Source organism: Thermogymnomonas acidicola, from assembly GCF_014646795.1.
GTDB classification, from domain to species: domain Archaea; phylum Thermoplasmatota; class Thermoplasmata; order Thermoplasmatales; family Thermoplasmataceae; genus Thermogymnomonas; species Thermogymnomonas acidicola.
Window position 1 is genome coordinate 548751 of sequence record NZ_BMNY01000001.1, and the last position, 23703, is coordinate 572453.

22 protein-coding genes and 1 tRNA gene are annotated in these 23703 nt (G+C 54.2%); 12 read left to right on the top strand and 11 right to left on the bottom strand.

What is annotated here, in order from left to right; translation table 11 throughout:
• The first annotated feature begins 29 nt into the window (after positions 1-29).
• From purE to IEW66_RS02700, 3 genes are read left to right on the top strand one after another with little or no spacing between them, the layout of a single operon-like run.
• Complete coding sequence (purE, locus tag IEW66_RS02690; RefSeq protein WP_188680093.1) at positions 30-503, top strand: 5-(carboxyamino)imidazole ribonucleotide mutase; 474 nt, start codon at positions 30-32, stop codon at positions 501-503.
• Position 504: 1 nt separating this feature from the next.
• Positions 505-1596 (top strand): 5-(carboxyamino)imidazole ribonucleotide synthase, encoded by a 1092-nt coding sequence (locus IEW66_RS02695; protein ID WP_188680096.1) that lies wholly within the window; start codon positions 505-507, stop codon positions 1594-1596.
• Positions 1597-1610: 14 nt separating this feature from the next.
• Positions 1611-2549, top strand: coding sequence for a dipeptidase (locus IEW66_RS02700; RefSeq protein WP_188680098.1), 939 nt, complete (start codon positions 1611-1613; stop codon positions 2547-2549).
• Here IEW66_RS02700 and IEW66_RS02705 read toward each other — a convergent pair.
• The 3 genes from IEW66_RS02705 to IEW66_RS02715 are packed head-to-tail and all read right to left on the bottom strand — an operon-like array spanning position 2544 to position 5045.
• Positions 2544-3068: an ACT domain-containing protein gene (locus tag IEW66_RS02705; protein WP_188680100.1), complete on the bottom strand. Its 525-nt coding sequence runs from the start codon at positions 3066-3068 to the stop codon at positions 2544-2546. The two genes, IEW66_RS02700 and IEW66_RS02705, sit on opposite strands and share 6 nt — an antisense overlap.
• Positions 3068-4033 carry a DNA repair and recombination protein RadA gene (radA, locus tag IEW66_RS02710; protein WP_188680102.1) on the bottom strand — a complete coding sequence of 322 codons (966 nt, stop codon included), beginning with the start codon at positions 4031-4033 and terminating at the stop codon, positions 3068-3070. The genes IEW66_RS02705 and radA overlap by 1 nt, the downstream gene beginning before the upstream one ends.
• A complete protein-coding gene (locus IEW66_RS02715; protein WP_188680104.1) occupies positions 4026-5045 on the bottom strand; it encodes a type II glyceraldehyde-3-phosphate dehydrogenase in 1020 nt (339 codons plus the stop codon). Before IEW66_RS02715 ends, radA begins: the two co-directional genes overlap by 8 nt.
• A gap of 133 nt (positions 5046-5178) precedes the next feature.
• On the opposite strand from IEW66_RS02715, the gene IEW66_RS02720 reads away from it, so the two are divergent.
• Genes IEW66_RS02720 through IEW66_RS02740 form a run of 5 tightly spaced genes read left to right on the top strand, consistent with a single transcriptional unit; the run spans position 5179 to position 11326 of the window.
• Complete coding sequence (locus IEW66_RS02720) at positions 5179-8655, top strand: hypothetical protein (RefSeq protein ID WP_188680106.1); 3477 nt, start codon at positions 5179-5181, stop codon at positions 8653-8655.
• Between the two features lie 35 nt (positions 8656-8690).
• Positions 8691-9254 carry a hypothetical protein gene (locus IEW66_RS02725; RefSeq protein ID WP_075057335.1) on the top strand — a complete coding sequence of 188 codons (564 nt, stop codon included), beginning with the start codon at positions 8691-8693 and terminating at the stop codon, positions 9252-9254.
• Positions 9255-9278: 24 nt separating this feature from the next.
• A complete protein-coding gene (locus IEW66_RS02730; protein ID WP_188680108.1) occupies positions 9279-9848 on the top strand; it encodes a UbiX family flavin prenyltransferase in 570 nt (189 codons plus the stop codon).
• Positions 9826-10299, top strand: coding sequence for a Mut7-C RNAse domain-containing protein (locus tag IEW66_RS02735; protein WP_188680110.1), 474 nt, complete (start codon positions 9826-9828; stop codon positions 10297-10299). Before IEW66_RS02730 ends, IEW66_RS02735 begins: the two co-directional genes overlap by 23 nt.
• Positions 10280-11326 carry an mRNA surveillance protein pelota gene (locus IEW66_RS02740; RefSeq protein WP_188680112.1) on the top strand — a complete coding sequence of 349 codons (1047 nt, stop codon included), beginning with the start codon at positions 10280-10282 and terminating at the stop codon, positions 11324-11326. The genes IEW66_RS02735 and IEW66_RS02740 overlap by 20 nt, the downstream gene beginning before the upstream one ends.
• Here the strand turns inward: IEW66_RS02740 and IEW66_RS02745 are convergent.
• The 3 genes from IEW66_RS02745 to IEW66_RS02755 all read right to left on the bottom strand — a co-directional run bounded on the left by IEW66_RS02745 (position 11323) and on the right by IEW66_RS02755 (position 14220).
• The gene (locus IEW66_RS02745; RefSeq protein WP_188680114.1) at positions 11323-12096 is read right to left on the bottom strand and encodes an ABC transporter permease; all 774 of its coding nucleotides are present in this window, start codon (positions 12094-12096) and stop codon (positions 11323-11325) included. The genes IEW66_RS02740 and IEW66_RS02745 overlap by 4 nt on opposite strands.
• A complete protein-coding gene (locus tag IEW66_RS02750; RefSeq protein WP_188680116.1) occupies positions 12093-13034 on the bottom strand; it encodes an ABC transporter ATP-binding protein in 942 nt (313 codons plus the stop codon). Before IEW66_RS02750 ends, IEW66_RS02745 begins: the two co-directional genes overlap by 4 nt.
• A gap of 67 nt (positions 13035-13101) precedes the next feature.
• Entirely contained in the window at positions 13102-14220 is a 1119-nt protein-coding gene (locus IEW66_RS02755; protein ID WP_188680119.1) for a saccharopine dehydrogenase family protein, read from the bottom strand.
• 242 nt (positions 14221-14462) lie between these two features.
• On the opposite strand from IEW66_RS02755, the gene IEW66_RS02760 reads away from it, so the two are divergent.
• Genes IEW66_RS02760 through IEW66_RS02770 form a run of 3 tightly spaced genes read left to right on the top strand, consistent with a single transcriptional unit; the run spans position 14463 to position 17147 of the window.
• A complete protein-coding gene (locus IEW66_RS02760) occupies positions 14463-15365 on the top strand; it encodes a carbohydrate ABC transporter permease (protein ID WP_229657456.1) in 903 nt (300 codons plus the stop codon).
• On the top strand, positions 15352-16164 hold the full coding sequence (locus IEW66_RS02765; protein WP_188680121.1) for a carbohydrate ABC transporter permease: 813 nt from the start codon (positions 15352-15354) through the stop codon (positions 16162-16164). The genes IEW66_RS02760 and IEW66_RS02765 overlap by 14 nt, the downstream gene beginning before the upstream one ends.
• Complete coding sequence (locus IEW66_RS02770; protein ID WP_188680123.1) at positions 16161-17147, top strand: ABC transporter ATP-binding protein; 987 nt, start codon at positions 16161-16163, stop codon at positions 17145-17147. Before IEW66_RS02765 ends, IEW66_RS02770 begins: the two co-directional genes overlap by 4 nt.
• A gap of 38 nt (positions 17148-17185) precedes the next feature.
• Here IEW66_RS02770 and IEW66_RS02775 read toward each other — a convergent pair whose 3' ends face one another.
• The 5 genes from IEW66_RS02775 to IEW66_RS02795 all read right to left on the bottom strand — a co-directional run bounded on the left by IEW66_RS02775 (position 17186) and on the right by IEW66_RS02795 (position 22489).
• Positions 17186-18541: an extracellular solute-binding protein gene (locus IEW66_RS02775; protein WP_188680125.1), complete on the bottom strand. Its 1356-nt coding sequence runs from the start codon at positions 18539-18541 to the stop codon at positions 17186-17188.
• Positions 18542-19947: 1406 nt separating this feature from the next.
• The gene (locus tag IEW66_RS02780) at positions 19948-20457 is read right to left on the bottom strand and encodes a TIM-barrel domain-containing protein (RefSeq protein ID WP_373286576.1); all 510 of its coding nucleotides are present in this window, start codon (positions 20455-20457) and stop codon (positions 19948-19950) included.
• Positions 20458-20494: 37 nt separating this feature from the next.
• A complete protein-coding gene (locus tag IEW66_RS02785; protein WP_194446408.1) occupies positions 20495-21658 on the bottom strand; it encodes a TIM-barrel domain-containing protein in 1164 nt (387 codons plus the stop codon).
• A 308-nt stretch (positions 21659-21966) separates the two neighbouring features.
• A complete protein-coding gene (locus tag IEW66_RS02790; RefSeq protein ID WP_188680129.1) occupies positions 21967-22110 on the bottom strand; it encodes a hypothetical protein in 144 nt (47 codons plus the stop codon).
• 304 nt (positions 22111-22414) lie between these two features.
• A tRNA-Glu gene (locus IEW66_RS02795) sits at positions 22415-22489 on the bottom strand.
• A 112-nt stretch (positions 22490-22601) separates the two neighbouring features.
• Here IEW66_RS02795 and IEW66_RS02800 point away from each other — a divergent pair.
• Entirely contained in the window at positions 22602-23702 is a 1101-nt protein-coding gene (locus tag IEW66_RS02800) for an NAD-binding protein (protein WP_188680131.1), read from the top strand.
• The last annotated feature ends 1 nt before the right edge of the window (position 23703 follow it).

The window sequence follows — 23703 nt, forward strand, 5'->3', positions numbered from 1 at the left end:
GTTTATAAGTGCTGCAGGGATTGGGAAGCATGCCTAAGGTTGCAGTCATAATGGGCAGTAAAAGTGACTATGAGCACCTGGTCGATGGCATAAAGCTGCTGAGGGACTTTGGCATCGAGACCACTGTCAGGGTCGTGTCCGCACACAGGACCCCCTCCCTCATGTATGAGTTCGCACGGAGTGCGAGGGAAGAGGGATACGAGGTTATAATAGCAGCTGCGGGCGGCGCTGCCCACCTCCCGGGCATGACCGCGTCCATGACGACGCTCCCAGTCATAGGCGTGCCTGTTCCCAGCAGGCACCTCAAGGGCATAGACTCCCTGCTGTCCATAGTCCAGATGCCTTCAGGGGTACCGGTAGCCACCGTTGCAATAGGGAACTCAGTCAACGCTGCACTCCTGGCACTCAGGATACTGTCCATCAGGTACAGGGAGGTGGAGGAGAAGCTGGCCCAGTACATGAAGGAACAGGAACAGAAGGTGCTTGCACAGAGGGTGGAGTGAGATGCCCGAGAAATTCGACCTCGGGATCCTGGGCTCTGGCCAGCTGGGCCTAATGATGCTGCTGGAAGGTACTCCCCTGGGCCTCAGGTTCTCCGTTTGTGACACCGCCCAAGGGCCCGCTGTAAGGTTCGCCCACGGCTATTTCAGGGCAGACGGTTACAGGGAATTCGTCGATTCTTCACAGTACGTGACCTACGAGTTCGAGCACGTTGACGGCAGGGCCCTGGAGTACGCGGAGGAGCAGAACAAGCTGAGGCCATCACTGCTCCCTGTGAAGCTGAAGAGGGACCGCTCGCTCGAGAAGGAGTTCTACGTCAGGCACGGCATACCCACCGCACGCTATGTGGTGGCGGACGGGAAAAACGAGATCATGAGGGCAGTGAAGGACATGGGTGACTGTGTGGTCAAGATGTGCGAGGGCGGCTACGATGGAAAGGGTCAGTACTACTTCTTTGACGGCCGGAGGGACGAGGTGCCGGAAGGGGCCGGGAAGGCAATAGTGGAGGAGTTCGTGAGGTATGAAAACGAGGCGTCCATAATCTGCTACAGGACTCCCGACGGCAGGATGGGTGCATTTGAGCCCTCGTTCAACCTGAACAGGAACGGCATACTCGTCTACAACTACGGGCCTTACAGGGGGAGCGAGATGAGGGACATAGCCTTCAGGCTCATGGCATCTCTCTCGTATGTTGGAGTTATGGGCATAGAGTTCTACAATGTGGGTGGCAGGTTCATAGTGAACGAGTTTGCCCCCAGGGTTCACAACACCGGCCACCACACGCTCTTCGGCTTCTCTGTATCGCAGTTCGAGCAGCACGTGCGTGCAGTGGCTGGGCTGCCCGTACATGAACCCATGCAGTTCGTCCCTTCGGGCATAGTCAACATACTTGGCCGCCCGCTGGACGCTGCTGCCAGGGAGAGGATACTCGCGCTTGGGGACACCCACCCCTTCTGGTACGGGAAGGACGAGGTCAGGAGGAAGAGGAAGATGGGCCATGTCAACATAACTGGCAGCACAGTGGAAGAGGTGAAGGAAAAGATAGATAAGGTCATGGACATATTATATAATGGTCACCTGGACGACTACATCTGAGGGAGTGTCCGCAGTTGAACCTCATAGACCTTCACCAGGACCTGGCCTTCTCATCCCAGAGGCAGGATGTGATCCACGGGAGTGGGCAGAGCAGCGTTGACATGCTGTCCAGCCTTGGCAATGCCATGGTCTTCTCCGTGGTTTTCCCCCACATCTATACCGAGAACGAGAGGGCAGAGGAGCTGAGCAGGAACTACGGCTTCCGCACCCAGTCATCTGCACCTCTTGTGCAGGTGGCGATGGAACAGTTCAAGTTCTACTACTACCTCGAGAGGACCGGGAGGGTCAGGATAGTGCGCAACGTTGAGGACACATCGTCCTGCGGCCTGCTCTTCCTCATCTCCATGGAGGGCACGGATGTCCTCACCGACCCCTATGACCTCGACCTCTACTACAACCTTGGCCTCAGGAACCTTGGCATAACGTGGAACTATGACACCAAGTTCGGTTCGTCCTGCATGTCGAAGGTTGACTACGGCCTCACAGGCTACGGCACGGAGCTCGTGGAGAGGTGCAACTCGCTTGGCATAATAGTTGACCTTGCGCACGCATCGAAGAGGACCGTGCTGGACACCTGCTCTGTGACAGGCAGGCCAGTTATATGCTCGCATGCAAACGCTGCGTCGGTCCACAGGCACGTCAGGAACCTGGACGACGAGGAGATAGAGGCCATCGTGGACACAGGTGGCGTTATAGGTATCACAGCAATCACGTCCACACTCGGCCCCTCAGCCTCCATGGACGACATGGTGAAGCACGCTGAGTACATAGGGAACAACTTCGGCTGGGAGCACGTTGCCATAGGTTCAGACTTCCTGGGCATAGAGAAAACACCGTCAGGCTTCGAGGACGTCACGAAGTACGGGAAACTGAGGGAAAGGCTCGGGACGCATGCAGACCAGGTCATGTGGTCCAACGCACTCAGGGTCATAACTGAGAACCTAAGGTCATAGTATGGTCACAGCCTCCACGCCCTGGACTTTCCTGATCTTCGGTATAACCTCAGGCGGGACCGGCCCGTCGGTCACGATAAGGGCCGTCGGGTTCTCCACAAGCTCTGGGTCATCAACTATGACCTGCCTTATGGATATGCCGAAGTCCGCTATTACCCTTGAGACGCCGGCTATTATGCCCGGATGAGACGCAGACGTGGGTATTATCCTTATTACGCCCAGGCCAAGCTTCGAACTTGCCATGGAGAGGTTGGTGGTGGGCCTGAGGGCGCCGAAGAAGCTGCGCAGTTCAGGGTCCTCTATGATCCTCCTCAGGGCCTTGGCCACCACCCTCCTGTCAACTCCAAGCGCCTGCGCTATGGCAGCTGTCCTCACCTCTATGTTGTCGCACGTGACCCTTGGGGATCCATCAGGGCCAGGGACCACGCTCAGGCCGAGGGAGATGATCTTCCTCACGACTGCCAGCTGTGAGGGGTAATCCCGGAACCTCTCCCTTATGGTGTCCCAGAAATTCCGCATCAGACCCCGTCGGTGATGCCGTCCTCTGTTACCTGTATCACCGTTTCGCCCTCGGGCAGGTGCGGGGAGTCTATGAGCCGCGCTATCCTCTTGCCACCCTTTGCCTTCCTCAGGTAGATCCTGAACGTGGCAGTGTGGCCCACTATGTTCCCACCTATGGGCGCCATGGGGTCTCCGAAGAACACGTCTGGCCTCGCGGATACCTGGTTCGTCACAGCGATCACGGCGTTGTTGATCGTACCGAACTTCAGGAGGTCGTGCATGTGCCTGTTCAGGAGCTGCTGTCTCTCTGCGAGGGAACCCCTGCCCATGTATTCGGACCTGAAGTGGGAGGTTAATGAGTCGACTATGAGCAGCCTTATGGGGAACTCCTTGGCCATCTCCAGCGCCTTCTCCGCAAGGAGGATCTGGTGGTGGCTGTTGTAGGCCCTGGCGACGTGTATGCGCCTGAGGACGTTGTCTGAATCGAGGTCCTTGGCCCTGGCCATCTGCACGATCCTCTCAGGCCTGAAGGTGTTCTCCGTGTCTATTATGAGGACATCGGCATCAAAGCCACCCTTCTCCTTCGGCATGGTGGCGTTGACGGCAAGCTGGTGCATTATCTGCGTCTTCCCCGATCCGAACTCCCCGAAGAACTCCGTTATCGCCTGCGTCTCCAGGCCACCTCCGAGCAAGCCGTCAAGGTTCTTGCTCCCGGTGGTGAGCTTCTGTATCTCCCTCCTCCTCTCGAGGATCTGCTCCCCGGTCTCGAAGTTGCCCACATCCGCATACTTCCTCGCTGCCGATATTATCTTGATGGCCGCGCCCTCACCTATCCCGCAGACCTCCGACAGGTCCTTGGGCGAGGCAACCGCCAGTGTCATGAGGTCGTCATAGCCGTTCTCCCTGAGCTTCTCCGCCGTGGCCTCACCAACACCCGGGAGGTCCTCTATCGTGTATTTCTTCTCTCCTTCCTTCTCACCCATAGATCTTCATACCCCCAATATTGAGCGAGCTGTCAGTTGCATCGATCGATGCGTCCCTCTCCATGCTCCCCATCAGGGCCCTGATGGCGTCCACGTTCTCAGGGACGACATCGCTCTCCTGGTGAACAGCCTGGATGTAGCTCACCCTCCTACCGGATACCCTCACTGCGTCCCTCCATATAACCAATTCGTACATGTCAGAGCGGTCCCTGCCCAGTTCCCTGGCAAGGTCCATGACCTGTGCCGTGGAGGAGACCCCGTCCTTGCCGTCCACCAGCATTATCCTCCTGCGCGAGCTGAAGGCCGATATCACGTCAGACTGCTGCACCTCTTTTTTGAGAGTGACGTTCAGGACGTGTATGTGCATCAGTGTTGTCGGTGCCTTGATCGCCACAGTGTCTATGTCCACTGGCAGCACCGTCCTGAGGTCAGGTGCGTGGTGCGACGGGATCTTCAGGCTCGGCTCCAGCGCGTTTATGGGCCCCTTCTTGTGGTCGTTCGGGTCCGTTGCCCTCCTGATTATGGTGCCGTCCACGTGCTCCACACCGAACTCGGAGTGCAGTGCATGCAGTGACCTTGCAAGGCCTGTGGTGTTGCATGATACGACCCTGGCTGAGGACTTGCCAACTGCGGAATCAAAGCATGAGTAGGCGTTGAAGCTGACGTCTGCAACCCCAGCCTCTTCCCCACCCTGGAACACGGCCTTCACACCAGCAGTTCTGTACATGGGCGTGTTCTTCTTCCCCTGGCCCTCAGGGGTTGCATCCACAACCACATCGCTCATACGAATGAGGTCACTGAGCACGCCTTTCACCTTTATGCCAGCGTCATCGAACGCCTTCAGGTAGCTCTCGTCGGGGACGAATATGCTGAACCTTGAGGAGGCGACCCGGGCCACATAGTCTGGCCTTGTCTTCACTATGCCAACAACCTTCATGTCCCTCTGCAGCTGAACCGCATTTGCCACTCTCCTGCCTATCGTGCCGTAACCGTTTATGCCTACCCTGATCATCCACCACTACCATTTTTAATGCAGTTATAAACGTATCAGTCCCGGGAGATAATATATGTTTAGTGGAGATCACGGGAAATAGATGAGAAACATTAATAAGGTATTACTGTTATCATTAGTAATTATAATATTAATGGTGCAGGCGGGTGGCACTAACATTGTCAACACACAACGGCTTAACGCTGAACGGCCTCTATCAGCACAGGTTGGTGGCAGTATATCGTTCCAGGGCCTGGCCCATGGTGCTTTTCCGGCAAACCAAAGCTGGATAGGCTTCTCTGAGGTCGGCTTCGAACCCTTCGACTTTGCCGGGGGCCTGCATACCACACTTGGGAACGCATTCGCTGTCATGACATATGGCTACGGAGGCGACAGGGCCGGCGTCCTGATTAAGACGGATGTACCCTCGATCAGGATCACAATGGCCTGGAACGACAGTGCAAGCTACTCAATGACCTCTGAGAACCTTTCAATATGGCTCTCAGGCAGGTATGCCGGGTCCCTGGTGTTCGGCGTCAGAAACGGGACGATGTGGTTCGTATCCCCCAGAGGTTCCTGGGAGGCCGTAGGCACGAGGCCACCGCAAGACTCGCTCTTCTCTTTCTCGCTTCTGCCATACGGCACAGAGGACTACCTCTCAGTGGGACCTCTCAACGCAACCGTTTCCGGTATATTCCTGGACACCGCCGGAAACGTGACGGTGGAGGTTGGAGGCCCCTTCTCTTCAACCTCCATATACTCCATAACAGGTGGAAACCAGAACCTCAGCGCCGCAGAGGTCAATGGATACCTGTACAGCAAAGAGGAAAAGGTGAATGGCCCCGGCCTCCAGTTTGACCCCTATCTCTCCACCACAGTTAACATCACAGGCCCCTCCGTGGCGTTCGTTAACCCGGCCACAGGTGCCGGGCAGGCCCTGTACGAGAGGGGTATGTCCATCGAGTCATACTACTTCGGCTCCAGGTACCTCTACCTGCTTTTCTCCAACGGTACAAGGGCGTCAGTAGTCACCGTGAACTTGTCCACCCTTGCAGTCACCTACCATAACCTCACGTTGCCCGGGAACACCACGCACGCGTACGTGGCAGGCGGTTACATAATAGGGACAGGGCCAGCAGGAGTAACGGTATCCGCATACTCGGGGCCTCCAATGTCTTTCCACCTTAACAGCACCACCCTATTATCCTTCGGTGAGAGGAACGGCAACCTCAGTATCGCACTTGGCAGCGGGGAGAGCATAGAATCCCTGGAAGTTCTGGGGGAAAACATCGATATACTGGACGAGGTTCGCCTGGGCTACACAGGCACTGGATTCAATGACTCGATCCTGTTTGACGGGTACCTCTACTCGGTTGTAAGGGTGTCTGAGAACGCCTACTTCGTTGCACTCCCAGGCGGCCTGCAGCTTGTAGCGCAGCCCGTGGCCAGTGAGGTGCTCTCGCAGGACATTGGTGCCTCATGGGACTCACTGTTTTCGCCTCCAGTGAAGGGCCGCTTCACCGTCGAGCCGGGTGCAGGTGTCCTGGCAGTATGGAACGGCAACAGCACAGAGTTCTTCAGCAAATATCCGCCCAGGGAAGTGCAGGCGTCTCTCGTGGCCCAGCCCCGGTACGTATCGAACTCAACGCTGGTGGTCAGGCCATCTGTAGTATGCCCTGTGCCCTACCACATGGTGCTCTCCGCCTTCGGCGAAAACTTCACACCTATAAACGGCACCTTCGAGGTCAGCACGTCCTCTGTACCCGAGGGGAGATACACCGCCACCATAACCCTGATCCCGGTGAGCGGAGAGAGGGTTGTGAGGCGGTTCAACGTCACGGTGGACCACTACAGCCCGGTGATATCGCCTGAGCCATCCAGTGGAAGCTACATACTCTCCGGCTCAAGGGTCACGGTGAGCGCACGTGACAGGAACGAGATCGTGTGGATGAGGGTTCAGGTACTGAACCGCTCGGTCTATGCATCCGGGAACAGCACTTCCTTTACAGTCCCCACTGTGGCTGGCACACTGCATGTAAACGTAACAGCCATGGACGCTTTAGGCGTGGAATTCAACTCCTCCATCCTCTACCATGTCCTTGTCCGTGGCGGAGGAGCAGGCACCATGGAACCCATCAACGGGAGCGTACTGAACACCTCGGCCGTAGAGCTATGGTGGCCTGCGGTAACTGGTGTCAGCATGTATATGCTGGCCCTTTCATCCGGCAACGTGTCCATAAGGGAGAGCCTCACATTCAACAGGACAGTTGAGCACTTGGGCAACGGAGAATGGAACGCCACGGTGTACGGTATGATCAACGGCACTGCAGTGGCCCTCTGGCACACCTCCTTCACTGTTATCACCTACGCGCCCTCCATCAGACTGGTGGTGGAAAGGCACGCTGTGTCGTTCAGCGGGAACGGAAGCGTGAAGGACGTTGAGGTCTTTGTGGCAACGAACACCACATCTGTTATTTCCCTATACATAAACGGGGAACTGGTCGCTTCCGGCCAGGGCGAAGGCCTCACATTCAACGTCACACCCGAGTTCGCGCCAGGGGAGGAGGGGAACATATCGGTCATGGCCACCGCGACCGGGCCAAGCGGGGTGGTGGCCGTTGCGCATTCTTACATATACTACAACAACAGCGGGCCTCCGGCCATTGTCAGCGGCACAGTATACACGTCTTCCCACACCATCCGTATAGGCACTGACGGCCTTGAGGTCACGGTTCTTCCTGAAGCTGGTCTCAGTGCGGCGCTGAACGGCAGCACCATGGATATATACCTGGAGACCGTCGGCACTTACAACATCACGCTGAACGTGACCACAAGGTGCGGCGTGTGGTCACTGGAGGGGTTCACAGCAGTATACTCAGACCGGGCCCCAGCAATTTCAGCCAGCGTGACCGTCCACGGCAACAGCATAAATGTGAACTACACCGTCACCTCCCAGGTACCGCTGCGTTACGTAAACATCACCGTTGGCAACAGGATCCTCCGTGCACGGGCCCCAAGCGGCAACCTGGAGTTTGAGGCACCCTCCAATGGGGTTTACAGAGTCAGAATAGTGGCATTCGCGGACAACGGGCTCAACAGCAGCTACAATTCGAGCGTTACAGTCCTCTTCTACCCCGAACTGGGCTCCATTTCCCTGTCCTCCACAGACACCTGGCTCGGCATATGGGTGCACATTGTGGGCCGGGGGAACCTGTCCCTCCTGAACATAACCTGGTTCGTTGGCGGCTCCAAGGCGGGGGATGGCACAGGCATTGTGGAAGGTCTTCTGCCTGGCCTCTATACAGTCTCGGCCAGGGTTTCGTACAGGGGCAGGGCCGTGGAACTGAGCGGGACTTACTTTGACCCTGGATTCCTCCCCTACGCTGCTCCCGTGGCCGCAGCCCTCTACCTGTCGCTTGCAACAGCCCTAAGGAAACCTCCGGACCGGGCCCTCGAAGAGGAGATAATTGCCATGCTGCCTGCATCGTACGCCTCCGTCAGGAGGAGGGCCAGGGAGCTCGGGTACAGGCCCGGTGCAGCCAGGAGGTGCGTTTCCTCGCTCCTGAGCGACCGTAAGATATCTCTCGGGAGGGACCCGGACGGCAGGGTTTTCCTCAGGCCACCTGGGTAAGTATATTAAGGGGGTTCTCGATCTGCTTCCACCCTATGAACAGGAAAGGGACTGTAAGGCTGGCCTCCCTGGCCGTCGTGGTTCTGCTCGCACTCATGCCCTTCATAAGCTCTGCATCGGCACCACCAATACCTGCACCGCCATCCACCCTGCCCACGATAACCTACCACGTGGTCGGCACAAATGAGAGCTACAACATAACAGATACCGACTGGACCACATTCTTCACCGACATCATAGACAACAGCACCTACGTCAAGTACAACTGGTCAGCCAATGCATCCCAGGACCTGATCATTTTCGACCTCTCCTACACGGGCCTCAACCCGTACGGTGCGGAGTTCGTGGAGGCACTTTCCCAGATTGGCTCTCCCACCATCAAGAACATGACGCTTGCCTTCGAGAGGATAGAAAACGACCCATCGCAGGTGAAGGGATACACGAACATCCAGGCCCTGAACGCAGGTGCCTACCCGGGCTTCTCTTGGTCAAAGCCCAAGGTGGCCGGGCCCGTGGCCACTTACAGGGACGTGGCAATAATAGTGGCGATCATCGCAGTGGTGTTCGTCCTGTACTTCGTGTTTAACAGGAAGAAGTAAATATCCAGGCAATACTACACATATATGCGGATAGTGGTGGGCGTAACCGGCGGCTCCGGTAGCGTGATAGCGCTCAGGTTCCTCCAGTCCCTGAAGGGGCACGAGGTGCACCTGATCGTATCTGAACACGCCAGGCTGGTGGCTAGGGCCGAACTTGATCTCGATGCACGTGAATTTGAAAGGTATGCGGAATACGTGTATGATGACCGCGACGTTGCGGCAAGGGTGAGCTCCGGCAGCTTCATATTCGATGCCCTGGTCATAGTGCCATGCTCGATCTCAACGCTGTCCAAGATCGCTGCAGGCATCTCTGACACCCTCATAACCAGGGCAGCGGCGGTTGCACTTAAGGAGAGGAGGAAGCTGGTGCTTGTTCCCAGGGAGACACCGCTGAGCACACTGACGCTGAGGAACATGCTCTCGCTCTCCGAGATGGGCGCGGTGATACTGCCGGCCATGCCCGGCTACTACACCAGGCCAAAGAGCGTTGAGGACATGGTCGATTTTGTGGTGTCCAGGATACTGGACCAGATCGGGGTGGTGAACAGCCTGATCCAGAGATGGGGTGGCTATGGCCCGGGGCTTCATGGCTGACGGCATGCTCGGGAGGCTCTGCAGGTGGATGCGCCTCCTGGGCTATGACGTAACATACGCTGGCAGCGAGAAGGAGGACGCGGAGATACTGAGGGAGTGCGAGAGCCGTGGCCTCTTCCTGCTCACCAGGGACAGGGAGCTGAGCAGGAGGTACAGGGAATCCATGTACCTTGAGAGCGATGACTGGCGCAGGCAGCTGGCCCAGGTGATGGCAGCGTTCCCGCCGGAGAGGTCGGCCATGTTCACCAGGTGCCCCCTCTGCAACTCCTCCCTTGTGGCTGTGGGCAACGGCGAGGTCTCCTCACTGGTACCTGACGGTGTCCTGGAAAGGCACGACAGGTTCTACAGGTGCACGGGCTGCGGAAAGGTTTACTGGGAGGGCTCACATTTCAGGAACATAAAGGGCGAGATAGATAGGCTGCGTGGTACCGATGAAGATCATAGACAGTGACAGCTCAGGTGGCCTGATGCACATCCTGATCCAGGGCCAGGACGACCTCTGGTACATCAAGAACCTGGTGAAGCCGGGCGACCTGGTCCGGGCCACAACCCTGCGGAGGATGGAGAAGCAGGAAGATGCGGTGCGCTCAAAGGAGAGGTCAAGGGTGCCGGTGACAGTCACGATATCCGTTCAGGACGTCGGGTTCGTGGAGTTCACTGACAGGGTACGCATACTCGGTACGGTAACAGAGGGCCCAGAGGGTGTCACTGGAGAGCACCAGTCCCTGCAGCTGGGCCCAGGTGACGACTTCTACCTCATGAAGAGGTCAATCACTCCATCGGAGAGGAAGCTCCTCGAAGAGGCGCTCAACGGTACACACCAGGGCCAGGCCATTTTCGTGGTAATGGACGACGAGGAAGCCACCATCTGCAGGCTGCGCTCCTATTCTGTGGAGGAGGTGGCGCGGATACCATCGCAGAGGGCGGGCAAGGACTATGAGCACCAGGAGAGGGACGGCGAGTTCTTCTCTCAGGTAAGGAACGCGCTCAGGCCCCTGGCCCAGCAGGCCACAGCAGTCATCGTCCTGGGGCCCGGCTTCACTCCAGATGCCTTCGGAGAATACCTCAGGGCCGACCAGGGCTTCAGGGGCATCCCGGTCCGCGTTGTCCACTCCGACAGGAGGGACGCGGGTGCAGTCTACCGGTTCCTGGAGACGCCGGAATCGGAGGCCGTGATGAGGGAGAGCAGGGCAGCCGTGGAATCCAGGGTGATGGCGGAGTTCATGAGAAGGCTCTCAAGGAACGGTGCAGTGGCCTACGGCCTCGAAGAAGTGAAGAGGGCAATTGACATGGGGGCTGTGGACACCCTGATGGTGCTGGAGAACAAGTTCAGGGAATCTGAAGAGGTCAGGGAACTGGCTGACAGGTGCGTGGAGAGAGGGAGCAGGATGATCATATTCAGCCGGTTCACGGAACCTGGAGCGCAGCTCGCGGGCTTCGGTGGAATCGCTGCCCTCCTGAGGTACAGCATCGCCTAGACGCCAGTCCTGACGTTCCTGTACATCAAGGTAGATGCGGTGAACAGCACAACAGTTATGGCTGCCAGGGCAGAGAGGTCTATGAGTGTGGAGAGGGAAGCAGCACCGAAGAGGGATGACCTGATCACGTCCACGACGTACGTCAGCGGGTTGCCCAGCGATAAGTACCTGATGACCACCTCGCTGTCTGGTGGTATCGGGTAGAAGGCAGAGCTCGCGAAGTCCAGGATGAAGAAGAGCGCTATCGTTATGGTGTTGTAGGCCTGCATCGTCTTGGCAACAGCCGATATTATGAGGAAGAGGGATGAGAAGAGTATCGTGCCCACGGCTATGCCGACCACTGTCAGTGCGACGGTGTAGGCACTGAACAAGAAACCCCCGGAGACCACGACAGATATGCCGAGCATTATGAAGCTGCCGAGAACGGCGAACACGATCGCAACGAATATGATCCCCAGGAGGTAGTCAGTCCTCTTGAAGGGGCCGACCATGAGCTGCTCGAACATGCCCCACCTCCTGTCACTCCACAGCATGCCACCGCCTATGTTTCCAGCGGTGAGCGTCTGCATCGCCACTATGCCGGGGCCAAGGAAGTGGGTGTAGGAGACGTGCTGGGATGCAACTGCCACCCCAGGGACTATGTTCTGCAGCATCGTGCCCATGACAAGGAGGTAGAGGGCAGGGAGGCCAAGCATGAAGATCATCGTGCCCATGTCCATGTTAACGATTATGTTCCTGTAGGTCAGCCTAAGGGAAGCCGGCACCCTCACGAGACACCCACCACCTGAATGAAGACATCGTCAAGGGTCGCCTCCCTCATCGTTATGTTCTCAGGATAGACCCCATTGGCCTTGAGCACCCTTATGACCTCGTCAAGCTCTCTCGATATGTTCCTGCCGATGACCTTAACAACGCTGCCGTCGACGGAGACGTCTTGGGCGAGGCCCCTGGAGACGATTGCCTCCCTCAGAGCGGCAGGATCCCGTACAGGGCTCCCGGCGTCAACTTCCAGAGTCCTCAGGCCACTGTACCTCACCTTGAGCTCACTCGCCTTCCCCTGCGCCACTATCTTTCCGCCGGCCATGATAGAGATCCTGTCGCAGAGGTAGTCTGCCTCGTCCAGGAAGTGCGTCGTGAAGACCACAGTGAGCCCCTCACCTGCCCTCCTTTTGATGTAGTCCAGGACCTTCCTCCTCATTATAGGGTCCATGCCCACGGTGGGCTCATCCAGGAAGAGGATATCCATGTCGTGCAGGAGTTCCCTGGCCACCTGGAGCCTCTTCTTCTGGCCTCCTGATAGCTCGAAGGCCCTGGACTTCCTCAGGGGGTTCAGGTCGAAGAGTTCCATGAGTTCCTCCGTCCTGGCCTTCGCAACCTCCCTGGGCACCTCCCACAGGGTGGCATAGATCTTCATGCAGTTCTCAACCGTTGTGAAGTCTATCGATTCGGACTGCTGCACAACCCCTATCCTCTTCCTCACCTCCAGGGGCTCCCTCTGCGGGTCAAGGCCCAGCACCTCAATGGTCCCGCTGGTGGGCTTTATGAGCGTGGTGAGCATCCTGATTGTTGTGGTCTTCCCAGCTCCGTTTTTCCCCAGCAGCCCGAATATTTCACCCCTCTTCACATCGAAGGATATTCCGTCAACGGCGTACCTGATTCCATCGTAGGTCTTCCTGAGGGATCTCACCGAGATAGCTAGGTCGCTCATGATGTACCCGTACTATGCCTCCTCACTATTTAACGATCTGCCAGTTGGGCGAAGAGGGGACTTATGTTCATGATTCACTGAAACTGAGCTCTATGCCCCTCCTCCTGAGGGCACCGGCGACCTTCCCGAAGACCCCGGCCTTCATGGCCAGCTCTTCAGGGCAGACCACGCCGTGGAGGTCTAGGTCTTCGCCGAGCAACAGCTCCGCCACGGCACATGCCGGTGCAGCCGTCGTAACAGACATGGAGGTGAGGCCATCATCCTTCCTGTGAACGTGGATCATCTCCATGCCCCTATGCACCCTTCTTCCCCCTGAGGTACCTGTGGCAGTGACCCTGAGTATTATCATGTCCCTGACACCTTGGGCCCTCAGTTTGCTGTCGAATAGGGCCGCTGTGAGGTCCCTCGGCCTCACCCTGTATCCAGCGACATCCACAGCGTCGCTGCTGAAGAAGCCCAGGTCACGCAGGAGCATGACCTTGTCGGAGTGCCCCATGTAGCGTATGGTCTTCTCGAACATCGTATTCTTGACCCTAACATTCCTCAGGAGCGTCCTGAGGCCGTCTGTGAGGAAGGCCTCGAGTGCGAAGGGAAAGCCGCTGAGATGGAACTCTTCTGTGCCGGAGAGGGCAGGGTCAACCCTGACCTGTCCACCGCTCACCCAGGTGACGCTGTTCACATACTCGTCTATGACACTCTGCGACGCGAAGGTTATCACGTAGTCCAGGGGTGGCACAGGTCTCTCTGGTATGCCACCAACATATATCTTCAGGTCTTCGGTCTCATCCATTACAGAATGAAAGTACCCGGCCGCCATGTTGCTGAGCCCCGGGGCCAGGCCGCAGTCCGGGATGTAGAGGGACTTCCTGTTCCCTGTGGCCTGTTGGCTGAAAGGGTCATCGTTGCCGAACGTTACGTCAACCACCCTGGCACCGTACCTGAGGGTTAAACCGATAAGGGCTGGCCTCTGCTCAGCAGGGAGCGCGGCCATCACCAGGTCGCTTTCAGCTATGTGCCTGAATGTATCTGGAGAGAGCGGGTCTACCCTTTTCACCCTCAGGTTCCCCTTCCCGGTTTCCTTGGCATAGGGATCGAACACTGCGATTTCCTCTGAGGGCATGCTATTCTCTAGGTCCTTCACTATGGCCCTGCCAATCTTCCCGTACCCGAGAACTGCGATGGCCATGACCGGTCATGGCCCTGTATGGACTTAACGCTTTCACTCCCATCCGGTGTTTCGAGTTAGTGCCCCGTAAGGTTACGATGAATGGGAGCGTTTGGCTACACCAGGCCTCCGCCAGCTCGGCCCTGCCATTGGCCAGACAAGTGGGAAGTGTCTACGCAAGACCTGAGTCGGTGGACCATGATCTATTTAAGACCCAATATTTCAGTGCGCATGTGAAATATATTGACTTATTAATGTATATTTTGTATCCTTCCGAGACCCCCACAGAAGTAGCCAGGTTTCCCAGAGAGAGGGACAGGTTTGTGTGGAAGGATCAGTACACGTACTACCTCCTTATACTCCCTGCAGTGGCTTATATAGTTATCCTTTCATTCTACCCGGCGGCCCTGGCAGTCTACAAGAGTTTCTTCTCCCCCCACGGTGTCCTTGGCCTTTCCAATTACCAGAGTGTAGTTTCACAGGGACTGGGTACTTCCATAGTGGACACCGTAATAGTCAGCCTGGGCGCCCTTGCGATACAGTTCTTCCACGCACTTGGCATCGCCGTGGTACTGACAAAGAAATTCGCTGGAAAGGCTGCATTCTCAACCATAATGATACTCCCGTTCGGAGTCGCCACTGTCGTGTCTGCCTTCATATTTTCAACGATATTCAGTGCAGTCGGGGGGTTTGCCAACTCATTCCTAAGGCTGCTGGGCCTTCATGCTGTAAACTGGTATTATTCCAGGTTTTCAGAGATGGGCGTAGTTATGTTCTCCGATTCATGGAAAAACACGCCGCTCGTTGCACTCATAATGCTCTCAGGCCTAAGCTCACTTTCACCAACCATACAGGAGGCAGCACTTATAGACGGGGCTGGGCCTGCAAGGAGGTTCTGGCATGTAATTCTACCAAACGTAAAATCAACGCTTGCAATAGCAATGATGATAAGGGGGGTCAGCGAGTTCAACATATTTGCTCTCCCACTTGTCCTCATAGGTTACCATCCAATTCTTCTGACGACTCTCGTGTACCAGAACTATAACCTATATTCTCCGACCATCTACTACGCCTACGCGGCTGCCGTCATACTCTTGATATTTATCCTGGCCTTCGCGTCAGTAATACTTGTTATGGGAGGTGTGAGGCAGTATGAAGCCCAGTGAGGTCGGCTTCATAGTTGCCATAATAATCTTGTCCATATTTTTCCTGTATCCATTCTACGTCCTGTTCCTGATAGCATTTGAACCCGTCAGGTACACCTTTGGCTCCCTCTATCCCAGCCAGATACCTCTCGGCTTTACACTCTCCAACGTAAGAAGCGCCCTCACATCACTCAGCCTGATCGGCCCCTTGGAGAGGAGCTTCTATGTTGCAATGATCGTTGCAGTCCTGGCCCTGCTATTCGGCATATCTGCCGGCTATGGCCTGAGCAGGATCAGCCCCAAGATTGCGAACACAATAGTCGTCCTCCTGTTCTTTTCCAACATGATGCCCGGGATTGTGGTAGCAATACCCATTGCTTCCGAGTTCCTGAAATTCGGGCTGTATGACAACTTCATGGGTATAGCGCTAGCACAGGAGCTGGTTGTCCTCCCACTCTCTGTATTCATAATGCTCGGCGCATTCAGGTCTGTACCGAGGGAGCTTTTCCTACAGGCAAGGGTGGACGGCGCAGGTATATTCGCTTCGCTCGCCAGGGTTATACTCCCCCTGGTAATACCTGGACTCATCGTGACGTTCCTCCTCTCCTGGATGACCTCCTGGGACGAGTTCACGTACGCAGTGATAATATCTCCGGGTGCTCCGACATACCCTGTTAAGCTCTACGATTATGTTTCTAGGGCACTGCCCTTCCAAGCCTCAGCCTTTGCCCTCATAGTAACCATCCCTGTACTGGTGATCGCAGCGTTCCTGCAGAGGTACCTTAAGGGCCAGTACCTTACAGGGGGGTTGGTAGGATGAGCACGAAACTCGAACTCAGGAATGTTACTCAGAGATACGGATCCAAGGTGGTTCTGAACAGGCTCAGTCTAGAGATTGAAGATGGGGAGTTCTTTGTCATACTTGGCCCCTCTGGCACAGGCAAGTCAACACTGTTACGGACCATCGTGGGAATAGAGAGACCTGTAAGTGGTCACATAATACTGGATGGCAAGGACATAACACAGCTGCCACCAAACAAAAGGAACATTGCCATGGTCTTCCAGAACTATGCTCTCTATCCCAACATGACGGTGTACGAGAACATATCCTTTCCACTCCGCATGGCTCACATGAACAAGCAACAGATTAGGGAGAAGGTAACTTCAATTGCAAAGAAGCTCAATATCGAAGAGGTTTTGGATAGGAACGTGACTCAGCTCAGTGGCGGGCAGAAACAGAGAGTCGCCCTCTCAAGGGCCCTGGTGAGGAACCCAGCCATGTTTCTACTGGATGAGCCGCTGAGCAACCTGGACGCAAGGGTCAGGTTCACTGCTAGGGAGGAGCTGAAGAAGATCCAGAGGGACTTCAACCAGACATTTGTCTACGTTACACATGATCAGAGCGAGGCCCAGAACCTGGCCGACAGGGTGGCGGTGCTGAGGAACGGGAGGATAGAGCAAATAGGCAAGTACAATGAACTTTATGAGAACCCTAAGACAAAGTGGATAGGAGACTTCATAGGGGACTACCCGATGAACTTCTTGGATGGCAGTGTCCTGGGCCTGGATGGGGTAGAGATAGGTTTCCGGCCCTATTGGGTGGAGTGCGACTCAGGGGAAATAGAGGGCAGAGTAATTTCATTTGAGATAGTCCACGAGTCTTACTTTGTATACTGTGATGTCAAAGGGAAGACCGTAGTGGTGCGTTCTACGAGTCCCGTGGAGTCAGGAGATTACATAAGGTTCTCAATCAAAAAGTTCAGGAAGTACAGGGATGGCAACTTGGTCGAGGACGGGCTCTAGCAGAATAAAATATGTTGAAATAAAATCTTATAGAAAGTTCAAACCAGCAGCGGCTGGAACTCTCCCTTTTCATATTCCTGTGCGACTGTGGAGTTGTAGTTGCTCAGCAGGTACTCATACAGGCTGTGGTTCATACTGCTGAGTTCATTGTATATGTTCGTGTAGTTCGTTCCGTGACCGTCCTCAATGAGATAAGTCCATGCCTGGTCCATTAGGGTCTGCCACTCCGTTATCCAAGGAACCGGTGTCCTGAGGAACACTCCTTCGTTGATTGCCTGCTCTGATACCTGATCTACGTTGTCACTCTGGTTCACAAGCTTCATGCCCAGTGCGGTAAGGTTGACTGAACCAGGCCACTGGCAGTCCATTATTGTGTACTTGTTGCTGGCCAAACCCTTGTATGTGGCCCAGTAAGATGTCTTGTACTCGGGGCTGAAGTACTTGCTCAGGTTTGCCAGGTACCATATTGCGTTGACATCCCCGGTGTCGTTGAAGTTGAGCGGGTTACCTCCAAACTGCACCATCCACTGGTACAGCTCAGTGGCAGTGCTAGCACCACCGTGCCCCTGGAAGTTGACCATGCCGACACCGTACTTCTGGTAAAGGATCTTTGCGTCCGTCATCAGCTGTGTGAGATTGCTCGGTAGGCTATCTATGCCCGCGTTCTTGAGAGCAGTGTAGTTGACCCACACTAGAGGTATGTTGACCCTCTCTGTTATGAAGTATATGCCTCCAAACACTTTCTCCTCATACTGGGTCACCTCCTGGATGGACTTTATGATGTCGCTCGGAACGAGTTTTGGCTCTGCAGACGTTAGGTTGGCTAGGTAACCCCCGTAGAAGAGGACACCCACATCCAGGTTGTCTATGCTCATAACAACTGGCTCGCTTATATTCCCGTTAGTGGCAGCGCTCTCCAGGGCCTCTATGCCGCTGACAATATCTGATGCCTGTTCATTGATGTAATGTACGTGTATGTTCGGGAACTCACTCTCGAATGTCGCTATTATGGTATTCTGCACAAAGCTGGCATCTGTCGGGGTTATATCGTCGTAGTAGTATATTGTGACTGTGGCATTGCTGGGACTGTATATCGTCGGTACCACATTGTTCGAAGCGCTGGCCTGTCCGTACGCGTTGGTATCAACTGGTATGAAACCAGTGTAGTTGAGGTATAGCTGCTGCACATAAGGCGACATCATATAGGCTATGAACTGTTCTAGGGCTGACATGTCTGGGGAACCCTTTGCTATGGCAAGGACATCACCTCCAACCAGGTGATCACTGTTCACAGGCCCTGCAGGGCCGGGGTAGACAGCCAGATACTGCGCCTGCGCCTGAGCTGCCGGTCTGTGGGTTTCAACGTAAGCAACCACTGCAACGATCACTATCACGACTACGACCACAGCAATTATAGTGCCTAATCGCCGCTTCTTTGGTTCCTCTGGTATGGGCTCTTCCTTATTATGCTATATAAATCATTGTATTTATAAGTTAATTTATTTAGTCAATACAATAATAATATATGAATTTACTGTAAATTATGGTTAGCCTCCAGTAAAATTCTCCTTCTGTGTCGATTCTGGTCGCACCTGAACGTCTTTGGAATAGGGTACCTTTAACTATGCCTTGAACGACAAGCATCATACCAACTGCTATAGGACGAAGAAATTGCGGTTCACACACATCACGATTGAAGATGGGGTGAATAGCCAGAGATACCATACCGGCGGTAGGGTTTCAACTTCAAAACGCACCCACTCTGTAATAATCCTTTTCTGCACGGAGAATGCCGTCGCATAAGTGTTTCCCCGTGTTTCCGAGTACCTATGGCATTAATTGGCTGTCTTGCCAATCCATTGGAGCCCGCTTCTAATTTAAGGCTACCTGCGAGTGAGCGCCTACGGATCATATTTCTGAAATACACACTAATGGCACTGCTGGCCCATCCGCAACGTCAAGCGCACTGAGGGACCCAGCTGGGATCGGAAACCCAGTCCGCTTTGTCTGATCAGGCCCCATATGTAAGTAAGGTTATATCTCTCCATTCCTGGGAATACAGTTATGTTCAGGACTATTGTTGATACTTTGGTGAATGCGCCGCTCTACAACTCCTCTGGTGTGGAACATGGCAGACAAGACTTCCTCCCTAAAGAGGTAATGAAAGACAAAAATGAATGGCACTCAAGGAATATGCCCTATGGCCCTAGTGTCACGATTCTTGTGTAAGCCTAGGGATACCCCATCTGGGAGATGCCCCCAACCGTATCCATGCATTTATAGAGTCCAACCAGCGAAATGAAATACCATCTCCATTAGAGTTCGGCTACCCTAGGTAGATGGCCTTCATGGCGCTCTCTTCGTATTGAGGTGTACCGATTGACCTGATCACCCCTGATCCCACTGTTCATCATCTCGGTCATATTCGCAAAATGTATCGATCTATTTCATGAACCTCCTGTGATCTCCTTACACGGATCCTGTGACACTATCACCACGGGGTTGTATGCAACTATCTCCAATACAATTGCGGAGTTACAATTTCGGTTCTCCTGACATACCAAACAATCTATGCTATAATCACGAACTGGCTCACAGACTTAGGCGTGTCTGGAGTGATGTTGGGGTAGGACAGATTATCAAGGCATTTTATTCCAATTCTGAATTTCTGGGAGGATATGGCGATCGGTATATTCTTCACATACAGTCACAACTAAAGGCCAATGCAGGGTGCTTCTTTCCTTTACTTCTGATATGGAATCGGGCCCTAAGGTAGGTCTCGGTCTTTGACCTCTAACTCTTATACCCTTATAAAGATAGGTATGTTGTCATCAGACCAGTACCACCTTCTCCCTGCCATCTCTCTACCAGATGCATATTCCTTCCAGGTGCCATGGGGCAGGTAAAAGTCACGCCCGGGTCGTCCATCCATCTGGCGAGCGACAACAACGTTGTGACCGGCCATATACTCATCATCTATGTAGAGTGCTTCCCTGTCCTCTGGAAAGTCGTAGACGAGGGGTCTGATTATTGGATGCCCTGATGTGTGAGCCTCGTTGGCCAGTTCTCTCAGGTATGGAAGAAATTGGTAACGCAGAGTTATCGCTCTGCGTATCATCTCTGTGTATATTGGTGGCATCCTAAAAGGCTCATTGTCCTTCCCGTTCTTGATCCTGTGGTTCCTATACAAGGGGAACAAAACTGCCATTTCGTAGTACCTGCAGACAAGGTCGTAGCTGGGATCTCCCCAGAACCCTCCCAGGTCGCAGCCGCAGTAAGGCATACCGGAAAGGCTCAGGTTAAGCACCATTGAGAGTTGAAGCCGGAGATCCTCATACGAAGCCTTGTTATCTCCTGTCCATATGGCCGCATGTTTTTTGTATTCCTGGATATCCTGCCCTGGTCAGAATGAATGGCTTATCCATGACACCCTTAAGGGCTTCATAGGTAGTCATGGCCTCGTAGTAGGCGTAAAGGTTGTGCACCTGTGAGTTCCTAACCTTTATTCCGTTATCAAGCGTGTGGACTGCGGCTGGGTCTATGTTGTTGCCGAATCCACCCGCATCCCTTGTTCTGTGCATGGAAGGTTCGCTCATGTCCAGCCAAATGCCACCCATTCCTGGTCTGTAGAACGACTTTATGAGGTCTCCCCATATCTGCCTCGCAGAAGATCTCAGGAAATCAGGGAAAATGCAGGTACCCGGCCAGACCCTGTCAAAGTATAAGTTTCCCTCTGAGTCCTCTATCGCATTTCCAATGAATTTTTTGAAGACATCATACCCCTGATCCGCTCGTACACCTGGATCAATGATTGGTACTATGTAGATACCTCTCTTTGAACAGAAGTCGAGGAGAGCCTCTGGGTCCGGAAACCTCTCCCGATCCCAGGTGAATATTCTATAGCCGTTCATGTAATCAATATCTAGGTAGAGAGCACTAACAGGGAACTCTTTCGTGTAATCCTCTATAATTTCAGTGACAGAACTTTGAGGAAAGTAGGTGAATCTTGAAACCTGGTGGCCCAGGGCCCAATCAGGGAGTTCAAAGGGCCTCCCCGTAATCTCCGTTAGCCTTTCACTTATCTCAGAGGGAGTTCCAGAAAAAAGGAAGAGTTCAAACGGGGATTTAGCAAATGAAACAATAACCTTATCATATTCCTCCACACCCAGATCAAAATTCACCTTACCTGGCATGTTAAGGAGCAAACCATAACACCCAGATTCACCTATGCATAGGAGGAAAGGGAATGATGAGTATATACTCTGTCTAACGTCGTTATAGTCCCAGGATGACGAGTTGTACAGGGAAAAGCGCCCCCTGTTTCTTATCAAACCTGAGGGTTGCTCACCTAGCCCAAAGAAAATGTCACCATCCATAATATCTATCTTAATGAAGAACGAGTCCTCTCTCGTGAATATCTGTACCTTTCTTTCCAAGAATGATAACGGTTCGCTTGGATTGCTCAGGCCCATTTGCTGATCCAGTGGGCCGAACCTGAGAACCAATATCATTAGTGTCTAATGAAAGATAGAGAATCTTATCGTTCTGATAGACATTAAGCTGCACAACTATCGGATACACATCTTTTTTTAATAAGTTGTTTGGAGGGCAATTTAAGACGGTGACGTAAGCGTATTATAATTTAACAGATTTTAAACTCATCGTTTCGGTATACATCTGCATCAGGATGCCCAATGTTTAGCGCGCCATGATTTTTGAGACAAGGTAACGAATTCCGCGCAAGTGGAACATGGCGGGTTCGTGAAATGAAACCGCGATCAAAAGTGGGGTGATATTTCTTCAACGGAATAGAAAAAGGCTACCTTGTGACTATGCCGTAAATGAGCAGCATTAGACCAACTGCCATGGGAATGAAGAAGTTGGGCCTCACACCCCTGATGAGAAAGAGAAGCGCGTCAACCAAAAGAAGCAAAGCACCGGCGGCCAGGAACCTTATCTTCAAACAGAAAGCCTCCTGAATGACCTCCATTCCGCAGGGTGCAACACGGCATAAATGTTCGCCTGTGCTACCATACTCCCATGGCAGTACGGTACTGCCCTGAATCTGGCGTGCGTGCAAGCGATCTCTTTAGTTGCACTCAGTCCTCGTGCTCCCTTTCACGAAGCTCGAAACGCACCTTCAATCTGGTCATAACGTTGTCAGGAGCCGAGGCGAGGCACACTCCTGCTCCATCGAGTCACCGGGCATGCCTTGACCGAGCCATCATCTTGGCAGTGACACCTCTTACCTCCTGTCAATACAATTATGCTCCGACCGGGATTTGAACCCGGGTCGTCGGCTCGAAAGGCCGATATGCTTGACCGGACTACACCATCGGAGCGAAACACTTCGTAAAAGTTACTTTTTATATTTAGTTTTGCCAGGTGTTTTCTGCAGTTGCAGTTGGCATCTGCCCAATCATGGTTATATCCACCTGCACCATGTCTGGTGGATTGAGGCTACCCAGGCTGAGGGTGAGGAACCTCCTGATTCTGGAAGGTGTCATATCGATTTCAGTGAGTTCTTACCTTGCGACCTCCACCTATGTATTTCACGCACACCTCCTGGGCCAGACCATCCCGGTCGCCCAGAGGAGCTTCTCGTTCGCTTCCCTCTTCGCAGGGCTCTTCATGGTGATTCTGGGGACACTCTCCACGTCCAGGACCAGGGCTGTCTGGTACACATCATTCCTCCTCCTCTCGCTGGAGGTAGTGATATTCCTAATCAGCCTGGGCAGGAAGTCCCATGTCTCGTTACTTGGCATCATCCTGGCAGCCTTTACGATGTTCCTCCTGATCAGGAGGAGGAAGGACTACGTGGAGCCATCGCAGCTCCTCACCGACCCGAGGCTAGCCGTTTCCCTGATCATAGTGGCCTTCACGGCTGCTTACGGCGTAGGCGGCTCTCTGCTGCTGGGCCAAGACTTCAGGCCACCGATCACATCAATAGGCACAGCAATATACTACGCAGGCGAGACAGTGACCACGCTGGGCTTCGGTGACATACTGCCGGTGACACTTTCCGCCAGGCTATTCACCGTATCGCTCTCGGTGATGGGTGTTGCCGTCTTCTTCGGCGCACTCACCCTCCTGATCACTCCCGTAATAGAGAAGAGGATCGGTGGTGTTACCATGACGATGGAAAGGCTCGGAGTTCGCTCCCTCAGGGACTACACGCTCATATGCGGCTATTCACCACTCGTGCAGGCATTCATATCAGCGCAGAGGTCAAGGGGAAAGAACGTTGTTGTGATAGACGATGAGGTCGGTCAGGAGGCCCTGGCCTCCCTGGGCGTCCTGACGGTGAAGGGGGAACCGGACGACGAAAAGGCCCTGTCCGTCTTCCAGCTCGGGAACTCAGAGTGCATTGTTGTCGGGACGTCAGACGACAGCAGGAACATGCTCATATGCGCTGCACTTTCACAGGTTGTGGACGGGGAGACGAGAAAGAAGGTTAGTGTCATAGTGAACTCCCCGAGGAACAGGAACAAGTTCGCTCCGTTCGGTTTCCGCATCATCGACCTCTCGGAACTCGTCAGCCGGAGCCTGGGGTGAG